Here is a 17,946-nt window from a genome sequence, read left to right as displayed (position 1 = left end):
CAATTATCGCTTTTAAGGAGGATTTTAAATGACAACTGTTCCTTATGTAATTGAACAATCAAATCGTGGCGAACGTTCATATGATATTTATTCCCGTTTGTTAAAAGATCGGATCATTATTATCGGTGATGAAATAAATGACCATGTAGCAAATAGTGTAGTTGCACAATTATTATTTTTAGCGGCAGATGCACCTGATAAAGAAATTTCACTTTATATTAATAGCCCTGGTGGATCGACTTCAGCTGGATTTGCCATTTATGACACAATGCAGTATATCAAGCCTGATGTTAGAACGATTTGTACAGGAATGGCAGCATCCTTTGGTGCGATGCTATTGTTGGCGGGAACAAAGGGTAAACGTTTTGCTCTTCCGAACAGTGAAATCATGATTCATCAACCATTAGGTGGGGCAAGAGGCCAGGCAACAGAAATCGAAATATCTGCTCGCCGAATCTTAAAATTACGTGAGCATATTAACCAAATAATTTCTGACCGAACAGGACAGTCAGTCGAAAAGGTTGCTAAGGATACAGATCGAGATTATTTTATGAGTGCAGAAGAAGCGAAAGAATATGGAATAATTGATGAGATTCTGTATCCTAATAATTAAAAAAACTATCTAATGAAAAAGGTTAGCGATGCTAGCCTTTTTTTGCATTTAGACGAATTTCGGTAATACGATAAATTTTTATGAATAGCATTAATTAGTACGTTAAAAGTTCAAAATCAACCTACTTATGTCTAAGTAGAGGGGGTTAAAAATGACATTCGAACAAAAGAGTATAGCTGGCTTTATGCACCGAGGTATAACAGAGGAGAATACTTACTTCTTTTTGAATGACTTTACTTCCATCTTAGTAAGCGGGGAAGAGACAAACGGAGCTTTTTGCGTCTTACATTGCAACGGTAAGAAAGATGGTGGCCCCCCTCTTCATGTACATGAATTAGAAGATGAAACTTTTTATGTATTAGAAGGGGAAATCACTTTTTTTGTTGGTAATCATAAAATTTTGGCAAAGGCAGGAGATTATGTATTTGCTCCTCGTGGAGTTCCTCATACATTTAAAGTTCACTCTGAAGAAACACAGTTCATTGTTACTGCTTATCCATCAGGTTTTGACCAATTTGTAAAAGAACTATCTGTACCATTTCAAAAGGGATTCATAAAGCCTGAAGGACCTCCCTCAACTGAGAAAATTCAAAAGTTGATTGAGATATCAAAAAAATATAAAATTTCTTACCCTCATTTATAAATTTAATTGAAGACTATGTTCTCCTTGGAATCTCATGTATTCTTAATTAAATGGTTTTCTTAGGAAAAGAGGATACGATCATGAATTACTTAAATAAGCTAAATCCAATTGAAGTAGCACACCACTTTGTAAATAAATATTTTCCAAGCTGTCTGGGAGCATTATTAGCAGGTAGCGTAGTCCGCAACGAGGCAACAGAAACATCTGATTTAGATATCGTTATTTTTGAGAAAAGCCTTAGTTCTTCATATAGAGAGTCATTAAAAGAATATGATTGGGATATAGAAGTTTTTGTGCACAACTTAACATCTTATAAACATTTTTTTGAAAGTGATTATGAGAGAGCTAGACCTTCACTGCCAAGGATGGTTTCAGAAGGAATCATCTTAAAGGATGAAGGAGTAATTGAAGTGATAAAAAAAGAAGCAAATGATTTATTAGATAAAGGTCCAAAAAAATGGTCAGAGGAAACAATTAGGATAAAGCGATATTTTATCACAGATACACTAAAGGATTTTATAGGTTCTTCTAAAAGAGTGGAAGAATTATTTATCGCAAATACATTAGCTGAACTAGTAAGTGAATTTGTTTTAAGAACAAATCGTAAATGGATTGGTTCTTCGAAATGGATTATACGTTCATTAAAACAAAATAACGAAGACTTTGCAGAATGTTTTGTAGAAGCTTTTGATGTGTTTTATAAGACTGGGGAAAAGAAACGTATAATCGAAATAGTTGATGAAGTTTTGCAACCATTTGGAGGACGATTATTTGAAGGTTTTTCTTTAGGAAAAAATGTAGATTTTTAATTTAAGCATAAGTTTGTTAAAGGAAAGGAGTCATCTTTTTGGCTCTTTTTGTATTTTAGAAAGGATTATGCTCCGGAATATTAAAATTTTCCAATAAAATAACAAAACGTTCGGCAAAATACATAATTTTTAGATATTTACCTTGCGATTAGATAGGACATTTTTCCTGTCTTTTCGTCAAGGATATAGAATTTCAGATAAAAAACACCTTGTTTTGTTTGAATTTACCCAATTTTCAATATATTTTTTTTTACCAAAAAATAGAAAATCCGACAAAAAAATATGTTTTTTTTCATGATATAACATTTTTCTATATATATTTGACATTGTTTTGTAAGAATTTTATAAAAAAATTGTTAATCAACAAAGTAGAATTCCCCCAATACACGTTTATTTATGTCAGATGTATGATTTAAATGTATTTAATTAACAGCCACGAAAACCAGGTGAATAGATAAACTTAAGTTTGTCATTATATTTAACTATTACTCTATAGATCCAAGGTGGATTTAAGCAAATACAGAATAAAATTGTAGGAGTGTTGTTATGAAAAACGGAAAATTTAAAGCGTTTAAAGTTATGTCTACAACTGCTTTAGTATCATTACTTTTTACATCATTAGCTTTTGCGGACAATGATAACGTTACACCTCCAACTGACTCAACTGAAGGAATGGTTGAACAAGGAGCCTTTACTAAGAATAATTTAGATTTATCTCAAGAAAATTCAATGTATAAAGAAAACAACAATCAAGAAGTTACAAACACGTTTAAACCAGATGATGAAGTGCATTTAATTGTTCAGGTAGACGAGCCAGCTAATAGCGAGCAAGCGACACCTGAGCATAAAAAAGCAATGTTTAAAGAAAAGCAAGACAATGTAATTGATGAAATTTCAAAAGAAAAAAATTCTAAATCAAATGCAGATTTTAAAGTGAAGCACCGCTACTTTGAAGGTTTTAATGGTTTCAGTATTGAAACAGAATATAAAAATTTAAAAGATATCCAGTCGATTCCTGGCGTTAAGCATGTTTCAGTTGCTAGAACATTCCACGAAACGATGGCAGCAAGTAAAGAATTAGTACAAGCTCAAAAGGTATGGGAGCAATACGGTTATAAAGGGGAAGGCTTATTAGTAGGAGTTGTAGATTCTGGTATTGATTGGAAACATAAAGATATGACACTATCAGATGCAGCTAAAGCGAAAGAAAAATGGACTAAAGATAAATTCGATCAGTTTGCAGGAACAACAGATGTAAATGAAACTTGGTATTCAGATAAAGTACCGTCTGGATTTGACTGGGCAGACAACGATACAAATGTTATTCCTGGACCAAAGGGTAGCCCTCATGGTACTCACGTTTCAGGAACAATAGGAGCAAATGGTGATGATGCAAATGGCGGAGTAGCTGGTATTGCACCTGGAGTTCAACTTTTAGCAGAAAAAGTATTTTCTGATAATGGCGGTGGGGCTGCAGAGGATGATATTATCGCAGGAATCGAGCATGCTGTTACAATGGGCGCAGATGTAATTAACATGAGTTTAGGTAGCGATGCAGGTTATGTAGACGAAAGTTATGATCCAATCCAAAAAGCAATCAGAAACGCGACAGAACAAGGTACACTAGTTGTAGTTGCTGCTGGAAATTCAGCATTCAGTTCAGAAGCTTTCCTAACGCCAGCAACAGTAAAACCATTTGCAGAAAATCCTGATATTGGAACAGTTGGATCACCTGGAGTCAGTCCATTTGCAATTTCAGTTGCTTCCTATGAAAATACTAAAATTCATATGAATGCAATTTCGGATGGAAGTCTAGCGGTACCATTTAAAGACCATAGTTATGGGCCAACATATAATTTTGAAGTATCTAAGAATTTATTACCAAATACAAACTATGATTTGGTATATGTAAATGAAGGTAAAAAAGCTACTGATTTTCCAAAGGGCAAAACAAATTACATTGCGGTAGTTAAACTATTAAATTCATATAGTACTGTTTCAAGTATTCAATTCAATGCAAAAGCTGCAGGAGCAAAGGCAATTATTATGATTCCTCCTACTAATCAACCAGATTTTGCATCGCAACCAGTAACACCAACAGCAACACCAACAGCTGAAACAAGTAAATCGATCGGTCAAGCATTATTAGATAAAATGAGTCAAATGCCTACTGGTCAATATTTAAGTATGAAAAATATCGGCGATTATTGGGTAGATAATCCAAGTAAAGACACAATGTCTTATTTCTCATCAATGGGTACAACACCTACATTAGACTTTAAACCAGAAATGTCAGCTCCGGGTGGAAATATTTATTCAACAGTTCCTGGAAATGGTTACCAAGTGATGAGCGGTACATCAATGGCTACACCACATGTTGCAGGTGGTTCAACATTAGTATTACAGTCACTTTATGAAAAGGGATTAAAACACTCAGAAGATACAGTTTTAAAAGCGAAAGTTGCATTAATGAATACATCTAAAGTCATTATGGATCCAAGAACAAATAGTGAAGTACCATATTCACCAAGAATCCAAGGGTCCGGTTTAATGCAAATTCAAAATGCTATTAATACACCAGTTGTTGTAACAAATCGAAACGCTCCTTTAGAACAGGCTGGTTCAGTAGCATTAAAAGAAATCGGACAAAATACAAGCTTTAAATTAAACGTAGATGCTTTTGATGCACCTAAAGGGAAAAATAATAGTGCAGATATTGAATACAATGTATATGTTGATTTATTAAAAGATAAGACAGAAACAAAGCAATTTGATTTTGATCATGATGGCCAATTAGATTCAAAAGATTATTTAACTTTATCAAGTGAACAAATTAAAGGAGCAAAAATCACTGTAAATGATAATATCGTAACAGATAAAATCGGATCTACATTAAAAATCAAACCTGGTCAATCAAAAATGTTAACAGTTAATATATCATTACCAGATTCATTAAAGAAAAATGGTTTTGTAGAAGGTTATGTACGTCTTGTACCAGTAGCAAAAAATCAAGATAAAGCTGTACCACTAACTATGCCTTATATGGGCTTCTATGGAAAATGGGATGAGCCACGAAACATTGATGCTCCAGCTTGGGAAAAAGATTCATTTGCAGGTCATACAGCACTTTGGAATGATAATACAGAGGGCGGCGCACCATTAGGATACAATGGAGTAGGCTTTAATATGAACCATATTGCTTTCTCGCCAAACGCTATTGATAAAGGTATCTTTGGAGGAATGTCGGTTTTACGTAACTTAGATAAAGCTGAGGTCTCTATTGAAGATTCTGCTGGAAAACAACTCAGATACTTAGGTGACTTCAGTGAGTATACTGGAACTGGTGAGCCTTGGAAATTTAATAAAAACATTATGTTTAATGGCGATTATAATGTTAATTTATATCAATGGGATATGAAAGACGTAGACGGAAACTTTGTTCCAGACGGTACTTATTATTACGTAATTAAAACAACTTTAGCATATCCAAACGCTAGACCACAAACAGTAAAAATGCCAATGATCGTAGATTCAGTTGCACCAAAAATTTCTGATATTAAAGTAACACCAAACAACGGTAAATATGATATTACATTTAATGCGACTGATAATGCAACTGACTTCAACTATGTTGATGTTTATGTAAATGGAACATTTTATGAACTAAAACCAGGCGTAACGAAACTAACGGTTAATACAGAACCAAAAGGTATGGTAATCCGATCTTGTGATTATGCAGGAAACAATGCTTGGACAACATGGGGAGACCAAAGTTATAATAAACAAAGTATGGCGATGGTAACTTGGGGTATTTCTCCATCTACTGGTGTAAGCGCAATTAAGCCTGCGAGAATTTCTCTATATGGTTATAGCAGAGTAGACTGGACGATTAATATTAAAGATGCTAAAGGAAATCTTGTAGATTCATCTACATTCGAAAATGAGCATACTTTTAGTACACAATGGGCTCCAGAAAAAGATCTTCCAAGTGGCACATATACAGTAACAGTAGATGTTGTCACGAAAGATGGTTTTAAAGTAACAACAACACCTAAAACGATAACGGTTGTTCAATAATACTAAATTACAAAAATACAACAAAGGCTCAGTTGAAAACTGAAGCCTTTTGTTTTTTTGTTTTTAATTTTCGTTAATTGTAATTCAAGTCTTCTTTATTACTTTTTAGTTTCCCTTGGATTAGGAGAACTAGTAATAAACTAACCGGAATAATGATTTGAAGTGGTATGTGAAGTAAATACGGCACTAAATGGATTCCTTCTAAATGATGCTCAAGAAAACTAGAAGCTACCCATAAAGAAGTAAGAACAGTAATAATGCCGATAGGATAGACTAGCTTTTCACTTTTCTTTACATTAAATAAATCTGCAGCCCCAGATACAGCACAATAAAAGTAAATTGTAAGTTTTACAAAGGCATTGCATACAGCAATTACAACAATGAAAGTATCCAATCTTTGGATGAAGTCGGCAATATTAATATAGCTAACTGAAGTTAGAAGTGGGTAGGTTGTTCTTTCAATAACGGAAGCTCCTAATATTGCTGTATTTAAAACTGCAAATAAAGTTAAGATCAGTCCCGAAAATAATAAGGCTGGTATTCCTACTTTTATTGCTAAATTTTGTTTAGGTAAATGTGGCATAATCATTGTAAATGTAAGGATTTCACCAAAAGGAATGGTTAAAGAGATTGGGAAAGCCTTTAATACTGGCGTCCATCCGTTTTCTAAAACGGGTCTTAAATTATCAATCTTTATTAATTTTGAAATGATTTCAAATCCTATAAAGATAACAACAAGAAACATGATCATGATAAAAATAAATTCACATGAACGAGCGAATGTTTCTAGTCCTTTAGACATTGCATACATGATTAATAACATCATAATTAGCCCAATTGAAATTAGAGAAGAAGCATTATAAAGTGTAATTGTTAATAAATCCTCAAAATCACGTAAAACACGTGCAGCAATATAAAGAAAATATAAGATATAGATTAATGCAAAAATTTTCCCTACATATTTCCCTAAAATAATTTGAATATATTTTGTTAAGGGAAGTTCAGGAAATATTGAATATAACTTAATATACACAGCAAAGACAATACAAGCTGAAATGAGTCCGATCAATAAACTAATCCATCCATCTTGTTTAGCTCTTGCAAAAATTTCAACTGGTGGAGAAGCACCGACCCCAAACATAAAAATCATACAAAAGAATTGAAAACCACTTATATTTAATTTACGATTCATTTGAATTCCTTCTTTTGACTTCTAATTTTTCTTCTAGATGATTATTTTTTCCATAAAATTCTATTTTATTTAAGAGTTATTAAGTTAATTTTTTTGACTAAAAAACTAGCTAGAAGTTTATCCAAATTTAGTATAATAATAGCAATCATAAAAAAGGAATGAGGTGGTCATTTCGTGGATATTAAGGTTGATGATTTAACTGGGACTGAAGTTGCTAATTTAATTAGTGAGCACCTACAAGGTATGACACAACATTCTCCACTTGAAAGCATACATGCTTTAAATCTTGAAGGATTAAAGAAATCAGAAATTACGTTTTGGAGTGTATGGGAACAAAATGAATTAGTTGGATGTGGAGCGCTAAAAGAACTTGACCCATTACATGGGGAAGTAAAATCAATGAGAACTTCTTCAGCTCATTTAAGAAAAGGTGTGGCAAGGCGCATGCTAAAGCACATCATCGAAGAGGCGAAAAGTAGAGGCTATAAGAGAATAAGTTTGGAAACAGGTTCTATGGAAGCATTCGATCCAGCAAAAAAACTATATGAACGCTTTGGATTCAAGTATTGTAAGCCTTTTGCTGATTATAAAGATGACACTAATAGTGTTTTTATGACACTAGAATTGTAATATTTTTTTAGTAAAGTTGCTGTTTTAGCAACTTTATTTAATTTAATCCCCCATAAATTAAAAGAATGAAAAAATATTAAAATAAAATTAGTACCTAGTATTAATATCTGGTGATATAATATGAAAAAGATATAAAAAAATATGACTGAGGTGACCAGAATGCAAAATTCGAAAGCACGTATCACTGCAATAGGTTCATATGTACCAGAAAAAGTATTAACAAATAAGGATTTAGAAAAAATAGTTGAAACAAATGATGAATGGATTGTAAAACGAACTGGCATAAAAGAGAGAAGAATTGCAAATGGAAATGAATATACAAGCGACTTAAGCTTTAAGGCAATAAAAGACTTGATGGAAAAATACAATAAGTCTGTTGAAGATGTTGATATGATTATCGTTTGTACGTTAACACCCGACTTCAAAACGCCGAGTGTTGCATCAATTATTCAAGCAAAGCTTGGAATAAAAAATGCTGGGGCATTTGATTTAAATACTGCTTGCGCAGGTTTTACTTACGGCTTGTATATGGCAAATGGATTAATTACATCAGGTTTAAATCGAAAAATTCTAGTAGTTGGGGCAGAAACTTTATCTAAAATAACCGATTATGAAGATCGCACTACTTGCATTTTATTTGGTGATGGCGCTGGTGCAGCTCTAGTAGAATATGATGAAGAACAACCTAGCTTCATTTCCTCATACTTAGGATCAGAAGGTGAAAAAGGGAAACATTTATATTGTTCAAATTTATCAAATCAAATGTTCGGTGAAGAAATAATTAATAACAATAATATCATTCAAAATGGACGCGAAGTATACAAATGGGCAGTTACCACAGTACCAAAAGGAATGCAAGCTGTACTAAACAATGGATCCACTTTATTAAATGAAGTCGATTGGTTTGTTCCACATAGTGCAAATTTAAGAATGATTGAATCAATCTGCGAAAGAAGCGAATTTCCAATCGAAAAAACATTATATAGCCTAGTAGATTGCGGAAATACATCATCAGCCACGATTCCATTATCTTTAGTTAAAGGAGTAAAAGAAGGAAAACTTAAATATGGAGACAAGGTTTTACTGTATGGATTTGGTGGTGGGTTAACTCATGCAGGATTACTAATTAATTGGACTTTGTAAATAGCAATAGGTTCCTCATGAAGGGTTATGAGTAAGTAAAAATTCATAAAGAAGAAAAAGGTTCCTCATGAGAGGTTCATGAGGAAGTAAGAATGCAAAAAGAAGAGAAAAGGTTCCTCATGAGGGGTTCATGAGGAAGTAAGAATGCAAAAAGAAGAGAAAAGGTTCCTCATGAGGGGTTCATGAGGAAATAAAACAGCAAAAAGAAGCAAAATGGTTCCTCATAAGAGGTTCATGAGGAAGTAAAAAAGCAAGATGAAGAAAGTTAGTTCCTCATAACAGGCTCCAGTAACAACCGACTTTAATTAAGAGGCCAATTGACAAACTAATTTTTCAACAATCCGAAGAAGTCTAATAGGTAACTAATTAGACTTCTTGTTTGTTTTTTGTTTAGTCCAGTTACTCGATAATAAATTTTGGAAGGAAGAGCAATGTATGAATGTATCTGTCTTAGGCTGCGGTAGATGGGGAACTTTTTTAGCTTGGTACGCTAATCGAGTTGGCCACGATGTAATTTTATGGGGAAGAGAAAGCTCTAGAAATTTCATAGGCTTAAATCAGACAAGAAAAAATGACTATTTAAGCCTATCAGATGGAATTGAGTTAACGAGCTCTTTAGAAGGTGCATTATCATTTGCAGAAATCATTATTATATCAATAAGCGCCCAAGAGCTAAGAACATTTGCAAACCGCTTAAGTCAATATAATGAAATACAAGGTAAAACTTTTATCCTCTGTATGAAGGGCATAGAATCTACTACTGGAAAAAGGCTTACACAAGTCTTTTGTGAAGAGGTTGGGAAATATAGCAATGTAGCGGTTTGGGTAGGACCTGGCCATGTACAGGATTTTGTAAGAAATATACCAAATTGCATGGTTATTGGTTCGGAGAATATTGAAGTAACAAAACAGATTGCTAAAGCATTTAACAGCGAGTTAATACGATTTTATTACGGACAAGATTTAATTGGTAATGAACTTGGAGCTGCAACAAAAAATGTCATGGGAATAGCTGCAGGAATGCTGGATGGATTGAAATATAGTAGTTTAAAAGGCTCACTGATGGCTAGAGGCACAAGAGAAATTTCTCGTTTAATAAGAGCAATGGGTGGAAATGATTTAACAATTTACGGTTTAAGTCATTTAGGAGACTACGAGGCAACACTTTTTTCAATGCATAGTCATAATCGAAAGTTTGGACAGGTATTTGTTGAAGGAAAACCTTTTGATAAATTAGCGGAAGGGATTTCTACAATTAAAGCTTTAAAGGAACTTTCTGATCAGTATGATGTTGAACTACCGATTTGTAAAGCATTATTTGAAATTATTTATGAACATAAAAATGCGAAAGACACTTTAGAGGAATTATTTTTAAGACCAATAAAATTCGAATTCTAAAAATTGAAATTTCATTTCAGTTTTTTTAGAAAAAGATAATGGAAACATTGTTTTACACAAGTTAAATCTTATTTTTTGCTGTAAAACACGAACAATATTATATGTTTTTTAAAAAAAGTTCATATTTTGTATTGAAAATATATTTCGAGTTTGATATATTAGCAGTGTAATCATTCATAAACATTACTCGTATATGCTCAGTAATATGGTCTGAGCGTTTCTACCTGGTTCCCAATGAAAGAACTAGACTACGGGTTAAAGTATACTTGGTTTCGTTTTTTGTAACCAATAATGATGGTTGGCATTTATTGCTGATCGATACTTTAACTTTTGTAGGTCTAGAAGGTAGAGATTGTTCTACTTTTTCTAGACCATTTTTTTTTGACTAAAACATCGAGTGTGATCATCATCAAGGGGGAAAAGACATTGTTAAAAAAATACGGTTTATTAGGTATCATTTCGGCATTATTAATATCAGTATCTGTAGGTTATAACTCTAAATCGAACACTGCAGAAGCAAAAACTAAACATCTAAAACCAATTATTATTGAGGGGCCAATGCCAATTGAGGCTGAAAAGTTTGCAAGTCAGCTAAAAAATGTAAAAATTGAAAAATCAGGTAGTTTCGTATTTTACAAAGGTACTTTAGATAATTATCCAGTTATTGTAGCAAAAACAGGTAAAGGTATGGAAAACACTGCTGCTGCTACAGCGATTGCAATTGAAAAATATAAACCAATCGCAATTATTAACCAAGGGACATCTGGTGGTCATGATCCAAAGTTAAATGTTTTTGATATCGTATTAGGTAAAAATACAACTAATATTGGTTCTTTAAAAACAGAAACGAAGGACGAAAACCAAGGAATTGATGCAACTCAATGGAAACCAATGGACTTAATGGCTTCAGAAGGTAGTGCAGGTGAAGATCCAAATGCTGAAAAACCACGTTTTTACGAAGGTAATAAAGATTTATTAGCAGCTGCAAATGCTGTGAAAAACAAATACACTAAAGGTAAGGTTGTAGAAGGTACAATCGGATCTGCAGACGTTTGGAACAATGAAGTTGATCGCATTAAATGGTTCAATACTAAATACGGAACTTCAGTAGAAGAAATGGAAGGTGCAGCTGCAGCTCAAATCTCTCAAGCATATAATGTAGCTTTCTTAGGAATTCGCGTATTATCAAACAATAAAACAAATGGCGGTAAATATGATCCAACTACAGCTGATGCTTGTCAGGGGTATGTAATGGAAGTAGTTAAGAAATATATTTCTACAAATCCAAGTAAATAATTAGTTAGAAAAAGAGATATTTTAAAGTATCTCTTTTTCTTTTTTTAGATTCTGTCAATAGATTTTATTTTACTTAAATGCTAGTTTTTCTCTTCTTTTTTACCCAATTATTTTAACCACCATAATTCAACTGGATTTAATTCATACTGATTATTTTCGCGATACATGTATTGACACATAATGAGCTCTCGTCTCAAAGTAGCGTAATCTTCATGATATTCCTTCAAATATTCATTGATTTCTTTTTCTTGATAAACTCTACCAAATTCTAAACCTTTAATCATATGCTCTAAAACTACAAGCTTTTTCTTTCGCTGAGCAGGATAAATTTTAAGTTTGCCTTCCTTAGTAAAGAAATTATTGATAATGCTTGAACGTTCACTATCAGTAACTGACATTTCCATATTGGAATCTCCTCCTGTTCCTACTGTAAAAATTGCTTTCGCATTCATTTCTAAAATTTTTGTATTTAGAGAGAAATAGATTGTATTTTTATCTCGGCGCTCTTTAATCAGACCAACCTCTCTAAGCTTTGACATATGATGGGTAATTGTTGAGGGTTTAAGACTTAATTTACTGGCAATTTCTTGCCCACTTAAATGACCTTGCTGGAGTAAAGCAATAATGCGTACACGAGTAAGATCACCTAAAGCTTTATGAAAATCGACAATTTTACTTAATTGCACTTAATATACACCTACTTTCATACTTATCTAATTAGATGATAGTCTAATTGCAACTTCTTTTCAATAAGTAGTACTCACGATACGTAAATTTAGTTATTTTTTACTAAATTAGATACGAAATTTTGTTGGACTGTATGTGAAAGATCAGGAATCTTACTATTTTACTTCGAAGGCACTAAAGTAAAGAAATGTGGTGAAAATAGTGAGGCTGCCATCATATCTGAACTGTGGCATTACAAAATGATACTCAACAATTTTTTAAAACAAGTCAAATTAGTTTGCTTTAGGTATTCCAAATTTTCTCATTTATATAGGGAAAAAGTATTAGGTTTGCTTATTGGCATAAATGAAAATAACTGCTATGCTAATTAAGTGAAAAGTTTAAAAAGGGGGAATTTTCATGCAAATAATGGGTTTATTTGGCACTAGTTTAAACGAAGGGGATTTAATAGATAAAGAGAGGTAGATAGAGCGTGGGGATACTAAAGTTTCACAAAAATATTAAAATTCGATTACTAGAATCGTTCTTGAGTTCGTCAATTGGAAGTATGATATTTCCATTTATGGCGATTTATTTATCTAAGCATTTTGGGGTAAAACAAGCAGGATTACTTTTGCTTGTAAATGTATTTATAGGCATTATTATGAACTTTTTTGGGGGATATTTTTCGGATCAGTTTGGTCGGAAAAAGGCGATTGTGTTTGCCGAAACACTTCGATTACTTGCGTTTATTACGATGATGCTTTCTAATTCACCTTGGTTTACATCACCTCTTATTACATTCTTTATGATGACTTTGAATAGTATTTGTTGGGGACTAGCAGGGCCAGCTAACCAGGCAATGTTAATAGATGTGAGTAAGCCAGAGGAACGAAAGCTTATGTACTCAATCATGTACTGGTCGAACAATTTATCAATTGCGATTGGTGGCATGCTTGGAGGATTTTTATTTAAATCATATTTATTTGAACTATTATTAGCACTATCAGTTGCTTCACTTGTTACATGGGTCTTAATTACGTTCTTTGTTGAAGAAAGTTTAGTTACTGAAAAGACGGAAACAAAGACGATTGCTCATCATGCTCAAAAAATGATTTCAAATTATCGTGACGTTTTTCAAGATAAGCTCTTTATTCTTTATGTACTGGCAGGTTTGCTAGTACTTTCAATGGAATTCCAATTAACAAATTATATAAGTATTCGATTAGCAAATGATTTCCACACACAACATTTATTGAACTGGACATTTGGTGGAATCGAGATGAATGGTTTTCTGCGTACAGAAAATACGTTATTAGTAGTTGTAATGGCACTTTTCGCTTCTAAAATAGTAGGAAAATTGGATGATAGAAAAACGTTAATTTGGAGTTGTATTGCATTTGTTGGTGGATATGCAGTGATTTCATATAGTAACTCTATTTGGCTATTATTTATAGCAATGTTCATCGCAACAGTTGCGGAAGTATTAAGAGTACCGGTTCAACAAAACTATATGGCTAACTTACCAGCTGACGAAACAAGGAGTTCCTATATGGCGGTTGCAGGTTTAACATTTAATTTAGCGATGTTTATCTGCTCGATAACCGTTTCTCTAAGTGCATACTTATCGAATTTCGCGACCTCTTTCTTTTTAACAAGTTTAGGTGTAATCGGTATTCTTATATTTGTACGAATTACTCCTGCATTAGAAAGAAGAATTAAGGGAGAAATAGTGCAGGATCAGGGACAGACTGCTGGAATAAATTCTTAAGTTACAGGGAGTTGCCTTTTGCAGCTCTCTTTTTTTTGTGGAGAAGGTGAATAGGCATAGCCTTTAGCTTGAGGTTATATTTTCCATATTAGGACAACTTAATGGTAAAGGTGGTGTTTTTATGAACCGACGTTTAATCGTTGTTTTAATCAGTACTTTTACATTTTTTACTTGTTCTTCCGTAAGTGCGAGACAAGCTGAACGAGTGGTAATGAATGGGATTCCAAGTGATGTGTGGCAGGAAAATATCTATTTAATCGCTGACCGAATTGATCAGAAAGAATACCGAAATTTTGATGTTCAAATTGGAAATGAAGGTTTTTTATATCACTTCCCAACATGGAAAAGTGGGAAGTATGGTACGAAAATGTTTAGTGAAGATTTAAATAAAGATAAACAAAATGAAGTAATGATCGTATTGGATAATTTTAATGATCCGATTCATTTATTGCAAATTAGTACTAACGATGACCAAAGCGAAGAATATAAGGAAGTTCCAACTGAATCGGTGCCTGAAGCCGTTAAACGTCTTGTGGAAATGGAGAAAAAAGGGGATATTGTAACGATATCAACTAAACAAAAAACTTATAAAGTTAATTTGAAATCGTTAGGGTTTAAAGATACGTCTTCTGACGATAGCGTATATACCCACGTACCAGTTGACTATATGGTGGAGAAGAAAAAACTAGTTGCCGATGCTGTCGTAATGATTTCAACCGATGGTGGAGGAGCAATTGGAAATTTGAAGCTTTTATATGATTGGAATGGAAAGAAATATGAGGTTCAGACGATTACTTTTGAGAAGTATAATCGGAAAAGGTAGTAAATAGCATCTGTTGAGGTGCTTTTTTTTGTTAAAAACAAAGAATCGCAAATAAAAAAGAGTAATCGCAATTAAAAATGGCAAACCCACAATTAAATCCTCGAAATGCTCTTATAAGTAGCTAGTTTAATTAGGAGATTACTACTTTTTAGGTCAATACAAGGAAAACTCAAGAAAAATTGAAGGACTTTTCATCACTATGAAGGTATATATATTTTAAAAAGAGTGGTGCGAGGTGGAAGATTTGATTATTAGGAAAGCTACAATGTCAGATGCGAAAGGCATTGCTAAAGTTCATGTTGATAGTTGGAAAACTACTTATCGAAATATAATACCTAACGAGTTTTTAGAGAAGTTGTCATATGAGCAAAGAGAAAAATTGTGGAATCATAATCTTTCAAAAGAGGGGGATTATGTAGTTGTTGCTGAAATTGATGGAGGGGAAATTATAGGTTTTGCGGATTGTGGAAAAAGAGAGAGGAATCAAGTCGAACACTCTGGTGACTTAACATCTATTTATCTTCTTGAGGAATATCAAGGTAAAGGAGTAGGAAAGCAATTAATGAAACAGCTGTTTCTTCAGTTTCAAAAATGGGGGTATAATCGGGTATTCGTCGAGGTTTTAGAAGACAATAAAACACGATATTTCTATGAATATTATGGTGCTGAGTTGTTGAAAACAGATAAGATTACATTTTCTGGAACTGAATTGAAATTACTAACTTATGAGTGGGGAAATGTAAATCAAGTATTAGCTAAATTGTAATAAACTCTAATTTTACTATTCAATAAAACACAATAAAACTACCAACTATTCAATAAGAATAGTTGGTAGTTTTTATGTTATTTTGGCCCTAATTGGCTCATAAGAGTGGGTGTATCAAATAATCCACGATGAGATAAAATTTTACCATTTTCTACTTTGAATTCTCTAAATAAAGATACATTTACCGAATTTCCGGTTGGGGCATTTCCTCTAAAAAATCCTGAGTTTGTTCCTGTGAATTCCAGTCTTGTGATAACAGTTTCTCCTTGGGAGACAATTTCTTCAATCGTGTAATGGCTATCTGGGAAGCCTGTGAAAATTACGTTAGCGAATTGTTTTAATCCTTCTGTTGAACCGTAAGAGTAATCTTTGTAATCAAGTGATAAATAATTTGTGGTACTGTCTAGTTTGTTCTGATTCCAGAAAACCTCAATAAACTCTTTTACTAATTCTTTATTATTCTGTTCGATTGATTGCATAGCATGATTCTCCTTATTGTTTGGCTTAACACATATGATAAATTATAATAGTGACAAAAACTGTCATAGTTATAAAATAAGGTGAGAATATGTCTGCGAAATCAAAACGATTAATTGAACTATTGATGCTCGTCAATCGGAAGCGTAAGTTTACAGTTAAGGAATTAGCTTATGAATTTAACGTTTCTACTAGAACAATCTTAAGAGATTTAATGGAATTAAGTGAATTAGGGGTTCCTTTATATTCTGAGGTTGGTCCTCACGGTGGATATCAGGTGCTGAACGAAAGAGTTTTACCTCCAATTACTTTTACAGAAGAAGAAGCAGTTTCAATATTTTTTGCTAGTCATGCATTACGACACTTTTCCACACTTCCTTTTGAAGCGCAATCTAAATCCGCTTTGAAGAAATTTTATGCCTACTTACCTACTGACGTTAAAGATCATATTGATGAAATGAAAAATCGGTTTGATTTTTTCATACCAACAAAACAAGCAAAATCCCCATTTCTGCCAATACTATTAGAGACCTCAATTCGTCAAAATGTACTTAGTATTGGATACGAGTCGTATAAAGGAAAGTCAATTAGAGAAATTCAGCCACTTGGAATTTATGCGAGCAATGGTTTATGGTATTGTCCTGCATATTGTTTTACTAGTCATGACTATCGATTATTTAGATGCGATAAAATTGTTTCGATAAGTCATGAAGTGGAAAATGAGCCGCTTGATTTGCCGGAAATACCACTTGGAAAGAAATTGAAAAGTATGAAAGAAGAAAAATTAATTATGTTTTACGTGGAGCTTAGTAGGGAAGGGGTACAAAGATGTGAAACAATAATTGATCCGAGGTTTAAGGTACAGACCCGGGAGGACGGAACTGGGTGGATTAAAGATTGGATTACACAAAATGAAATACCTTTTTTAGTTCAAATATTCATTGCCATTGGAAAAGATGCGTCTGTGAAGGAACCGACCGAGCTAATCCAAAGTATAAGGGAGAAGCTTTCTGAAGTTTTGGAGTGGTATAAAATTGAATCATAAAGTCTTATATAAATATCAAAAAAACTGTAATAAAGCTATCGCCTTATTACAGTTTTTTAATCATGTTATACCATTTTACTCCACCATGTGTTGAGCTAGAAATACCGTTATTGATGAAACCATGGTTTTCGTAAAAATGAATTAAGTTTTCTTTACATGTAAGAGTAATTGAATCACGTTTATTTTCTTTTGAAACTTTTTCGATATGAGAAAGCAATTTTGATGCGATCCCTTTATTTTGGTTTTGTGGAGCAACTGCTATGCCTAAGATACTTTGATGGCCACCAGTAGATGGATTTTTTTTAATTTCGCTAAATAAATCATCTGTAATGAAAGTCTCATTTATAACAGGACCATTTACTAAACCAACTAATTTACCATTTTCCTCAGCTACAAAAAAACTATCGGGAATTAATTTAATGCGTTTTTCGAATGCCTGTTTTGTTGCTGCCTCTTCTTTTGAAAAACAAAGATGCTCAATTTCTACCAGTTCAGTTAAATCTTCCAATCTTACATTTCGTATGTTTAGCATGATTTGATTCCCTCCATTTTTCTTAATTATATTATATTAATTTCACAGCTTACAATCTATTTAAA

The 17,946-nt window shown here is 33.0% G+C and carries 16 protein-coding genes and 1 riboswitch; of the genes, 12 read left to right on the top strand and 4 right to left on the bottom strand.

Translation table 11 applies throughout. From position 1 onward, the window contains the following. The first annotated feature begins 28 nt into the window (after positions 1–28). The 4 genes from clpP to ACFVRR_RS10850 all read left to right on the top strand — a co-directional run bounded on the left by clpP (position 29) and on the right by ACFVRR_RS10850 (position 6,142). Complete coding sequence (gene clpP / locus ACFVRR_RS10865) at positions 29–613, top strand: ATP-dependent Clp endopeptidase proteolytic subunit ClpP (RefSeq protein WP_069034684.1); 585 nt, start codon at positions 29–31, stop codon at positions 611–613. 151 nt (positions 614–764) lie between these two features. Further along, positions 765–1,256 (top strand): quercetin 2,3-dioxygenase, encoded by a 492-nt coding sequence (locus ACFVRR_RS10860; protein ID WP_387328051.1) that lies wholly within the window; start codon positions 765–767, stop codon positions 1,254–1,256. A gap of 80 nt (positions 1,257–1,336) precedes the next feature. Then, positions 1,337–2,065: a nucleotidyltransferase domain-containing protein gene (locus ACFVRR_RS10855; protein ID WP_387328048.1), complete on the top strand. Its 729-nt coding sequence runs from the start codon at positions 1,337–1,339 to the stop codon at positions 2,063–2,065. Between the two features lie 546 nt (positions 2,066–2,611). Further along, entirely contained in the window at positions 2,612–6,142 is a 3,531-nt protein-coding gene (locus ACFVRR_RS10850; protein ID WP_387328042.1) for a S8 family serine peptidase, read from the top strand. A 73-nt stretch (positions 6,143–6,215) separates the two neighbouring features. Here the strand turns inward: ACFVRR_RS10850 and ACFVRR_RS10845 are convergent, their stop codons facing one another. Beyond that, positions 6,216–7,334, bottom strand: coding sequence for a GerAB/ArcD/ProY family transporter (locus tag ACFVRR_RS10845; protein ID WP_387328039.1), 1,119 nt, complete (start codon positions 7,332–7,334; stop codon positions 6,216–6,218). Positions 7,335–7,508: 174 nt separating this feature from the next. On the opposite strand from ACFVRR_RS10845, the gene ACFVRR_RS10840 reads away from it, so the two are divergent. From ACFVRR_RS10840 to ACFVRR_RS10825, 4 genes are all read left to right on the top strand, one after another. Further along, positions 7,509–7,964: a GNAT family N-acetyltransferase gene (locus ACFVRR_RS10840; RefSeq protein ID WP_387328036.1), complete on the top strand. Its 456-nt coding sequence runs from the start codon at positions 7,509–7,511 to the stop codon at positions 7,962–7,964. Between the two features lie 159 nt (positions 7,965–8,123). Further along, complete coding sequence (locus ACFVRR_RS10835; protein WP_387328034.1) at positions 8,124–9,107, top strand: ketoacyl-ACP synthase III; 984 nt, start codon at positions 8,124–8,126, stop codon at positions 9,105–9,107. A gap of 435 nt (positions 9,108–9,542) precedes the next feature. Beyond that, on the top strand, positions 9,543–10,505 hold the full coding sequence (locus tag ACFVRR_RS10830) for an NAD(P)H-dependent glycerol-3-phosphate dehydrogenase (RefSeq protein ID WP_387328032.1): 963 nt from the start codon (positions 9,543–9,545) through the stop codon (positions 10,503–10,505). Between the two features lie 167 nt (positions 10,506–10,672). Continuing rightward, positions 10,673–10,776: riboswitch (purine riboswitch) on the top strand. A gap of 182 nt (positions 10,777–10,958) precedes the next feature. Continuing rightward, entirely contained in the window at positions 10,959–11,801 is an 843-nt protein-coding gene (locus ACFVRR_RS10825; protein ID WP_387328336.1) for a 5'-methylthioadenosine/S-adenosylhomocysteine nucleosidase, read from the top strand. Positions 11,802–11,908: 107 nt separating this feature from the next. Here ACFVRR_RS10825 and ACFVRR_RS10820 read toward each other — a convergent pair whose 3' ends face one another. Beyond that, on the bottom strand, positions 11,909–12,487 hold the full coding sequence (locus ACFVRR_RS10820; protein WP_387328030.1) for a DUF2087 domain-containing protein: 579 nt from the start codon (positions 12,485–12,487) through the stop codon (positions 11,909–11,911). Positions 12,488–12,960: 473 nt separating this feature from the next. On the opposite strand from ACFVRR_RS10820, the gene ACFVRR_RS10815 reads away from it, so the two are divergent. The 3 genes from ACFVRR_RS10815 to ACFVRR_RS10805 all read left to right on the top strand — a co-directional run bounded on the left by ACFVRR_RS10815 (position 12,961) and on the right by ACFVRR_RS10805 (position 15,827). Further along, positions 12,961–14,238: an MDR family MFS transporter gene (locus tag ACFVRR_RS10815; protein ID WP_387328027.1), complete on the top strand. Its 1,278-nt coding sequence runs from the start codon at positions 12,961–12,963 to the stop codon at positions 14,236–14,238. Between the two features lie 121 nt (positions 14,239–14,359). Beyond that, the gene (locus tag ACFVRR_RS10810) at positions 14,360–15,061 is read left to right on the top strand and encodes a hypothetical protein (protein WP_387328025.1); all 702 of its coding nucleotides are present in this window, start codon (positions 14,360–14,362) and stop codon (positions 15,059–15,061) included. Positions 15,062–15,305: 244 nt separating this feature from the next. Beyond that, positions 15,306–15,827 carry a GNAT family N-acetyltransferase gene (locus tag ACFVRR_RS10805; protein WP_387328022.1) on the top strand — a complete coding sequence of 174 codons (522 nt, stop codon included), beginning with the start codon at positions 15,306–15,308 and terminating at the stop codon, positions 15,825–15,827. Positions 15,828–15,904: 77 nt separating this feature from the next. Here the strand turns inward: ACFVRR_RS10805 and ACFVRR_RS10800 are convergent, their stop codons facing one another. Then, on the bottom strand, positions 15,905–16,306 hold the full coding sequence (locus tag ACFVRR_RS10800) for an ester cyclase (protein WP_387328020.1): 402 nt from the start codon (positions 16,304–16,306) through the stop codon (positions 15,905–15,907). Between the two features lie 89 nt (positions 16,307–16,395). Here ACFVRR_RS10800 and ACFVRR_RS10795 point away from each other — a divergent pair, with 89 nt between their 5' ends. Beyond that, positions 16,396–17,349: a helix-turn-helix transcriptional regulator gene (locus tag ACFVRR_RS10795; RefSeq protein WP_387328018.1), complete on the top strand. Its 954-nt coding sequence runs from the start codon at positions 16,396–16,398 to the stop codon at positions 17,347–17,349. Positions 17,350–17,395: 46 nt separating this feature from the next. On the opposite strand, the gene ACFVRR_RS10790 is transcribed toward ACFVRR_RS10795, so the two are convergent. Further along, a complete protein-coding gene (locus ACFVRR_RS10790) occupies positions 17,396–17,881 on the bottom strand; it encodes a GNAT family N-acetyltransferase (RefSeq protein ID WP_335487549.1) in 486 nt (161 codons plus the stop codon). Between the last annotated feature and the right edge of the window lie 65 nt (positions 17,882–17,946).

Source organism: Gottfriedia sp. NPDC057948, from assembly GCF_042887255.1.
Taxonomy (GTDB): domain Bacteria; phylum Bacillota; class Bacilli; order Bacillales; family Bacillaceae_G; genus Gottfriedia.
Note: the sequence above shows the minus strand (reverse complement) of the source record. Positions and strands in the feature narration are given on the sequence as shown.

What these genes read in the sequence shown, in the direction of transcription:
- ACFVRR_RS10830 (WP_387328032.1), top strand. Translation starts at nt 9,543, where the DNA reads ATGAATGTATCTGTCTTAGGCTGCGGTAGATGGGGAACTTTTTTAGCT.
- ACFVRR_RS10850 (WP_387328042.1), top strand. Translation starts at nt 2,612, where the DNA reads ATGAAAAACGGAAAATTTAAAGCGTTTAAAGTTATGTCTACAACTGCT.
- clpP (WP_069034684.1), top strand. Translation starts at nt 29, where the DNA reads ATGACAACTGTTCCTTATGTAATTGAACAATCAAATCGTGGCGAACGT.
- ACFVRR_RS10860 (WP_387328051.1), top strand. Translation starts at nt 765, where the DNA reads ATGACATTCGAACAAAAGAGTATAGCTGGCTTTATGCACCGAGGTATA.
- ACFVRR_RS10855 (WP_387328048.1), top strand. Translation starts at nt 1,337, where the DNA reads ATGAATTACTTAAATAAGCTAAATCCAATTGAAGTAGCACACCACTTT.
- ACFVRR_RS10810 (WP_387328025.1), top strand. Translation starts at nt 14,360, where the DNA reads ATGAACCGACGTTTAATCGTTGTTTTAATCAGTACTTTTACATTTTTT.
- ACFVRR_RS10845 (WP_387328039.1), bottom strand. Translation starts at nt 7,334, where the DNA reads ATGAATCGTAAATTAAATATAAGTGGTTTTCAATTCTTTTGTATGATT.
- ACFVRR_RS10790 (WP_335487549.1), bottom strand. Translation starts at nt 17,881, where the DNA reads ATGCTAAACATACGAAATGTAAGATTGGAAGATTTAACTGAACTGGTA.
- ACFVRR_RS10835 (WP_387328034.1), top strand. Translation starts at nt 8,124, where the DNA reads ATGCAAAATTCGAAAGCACGTATCACTGCAATAGGTTCATATGTACCA.
- ACFVRR_RS10795 (WP_387328018.1), top strand. Translation starts at nt 16,396, where the DNA reads ATGTCTGCGAAATCAAAACGATTAATTGAACTATTGATGCTCGTCAAT.
- ACFVRR_RS10800 (WP_387328020.1), bottom strand. Translation starts at nt 16,306, where the DNA reads ATGCAATCAATCGAACAGAATAATAAAGAATTAGTAAAAGAGTTTATT.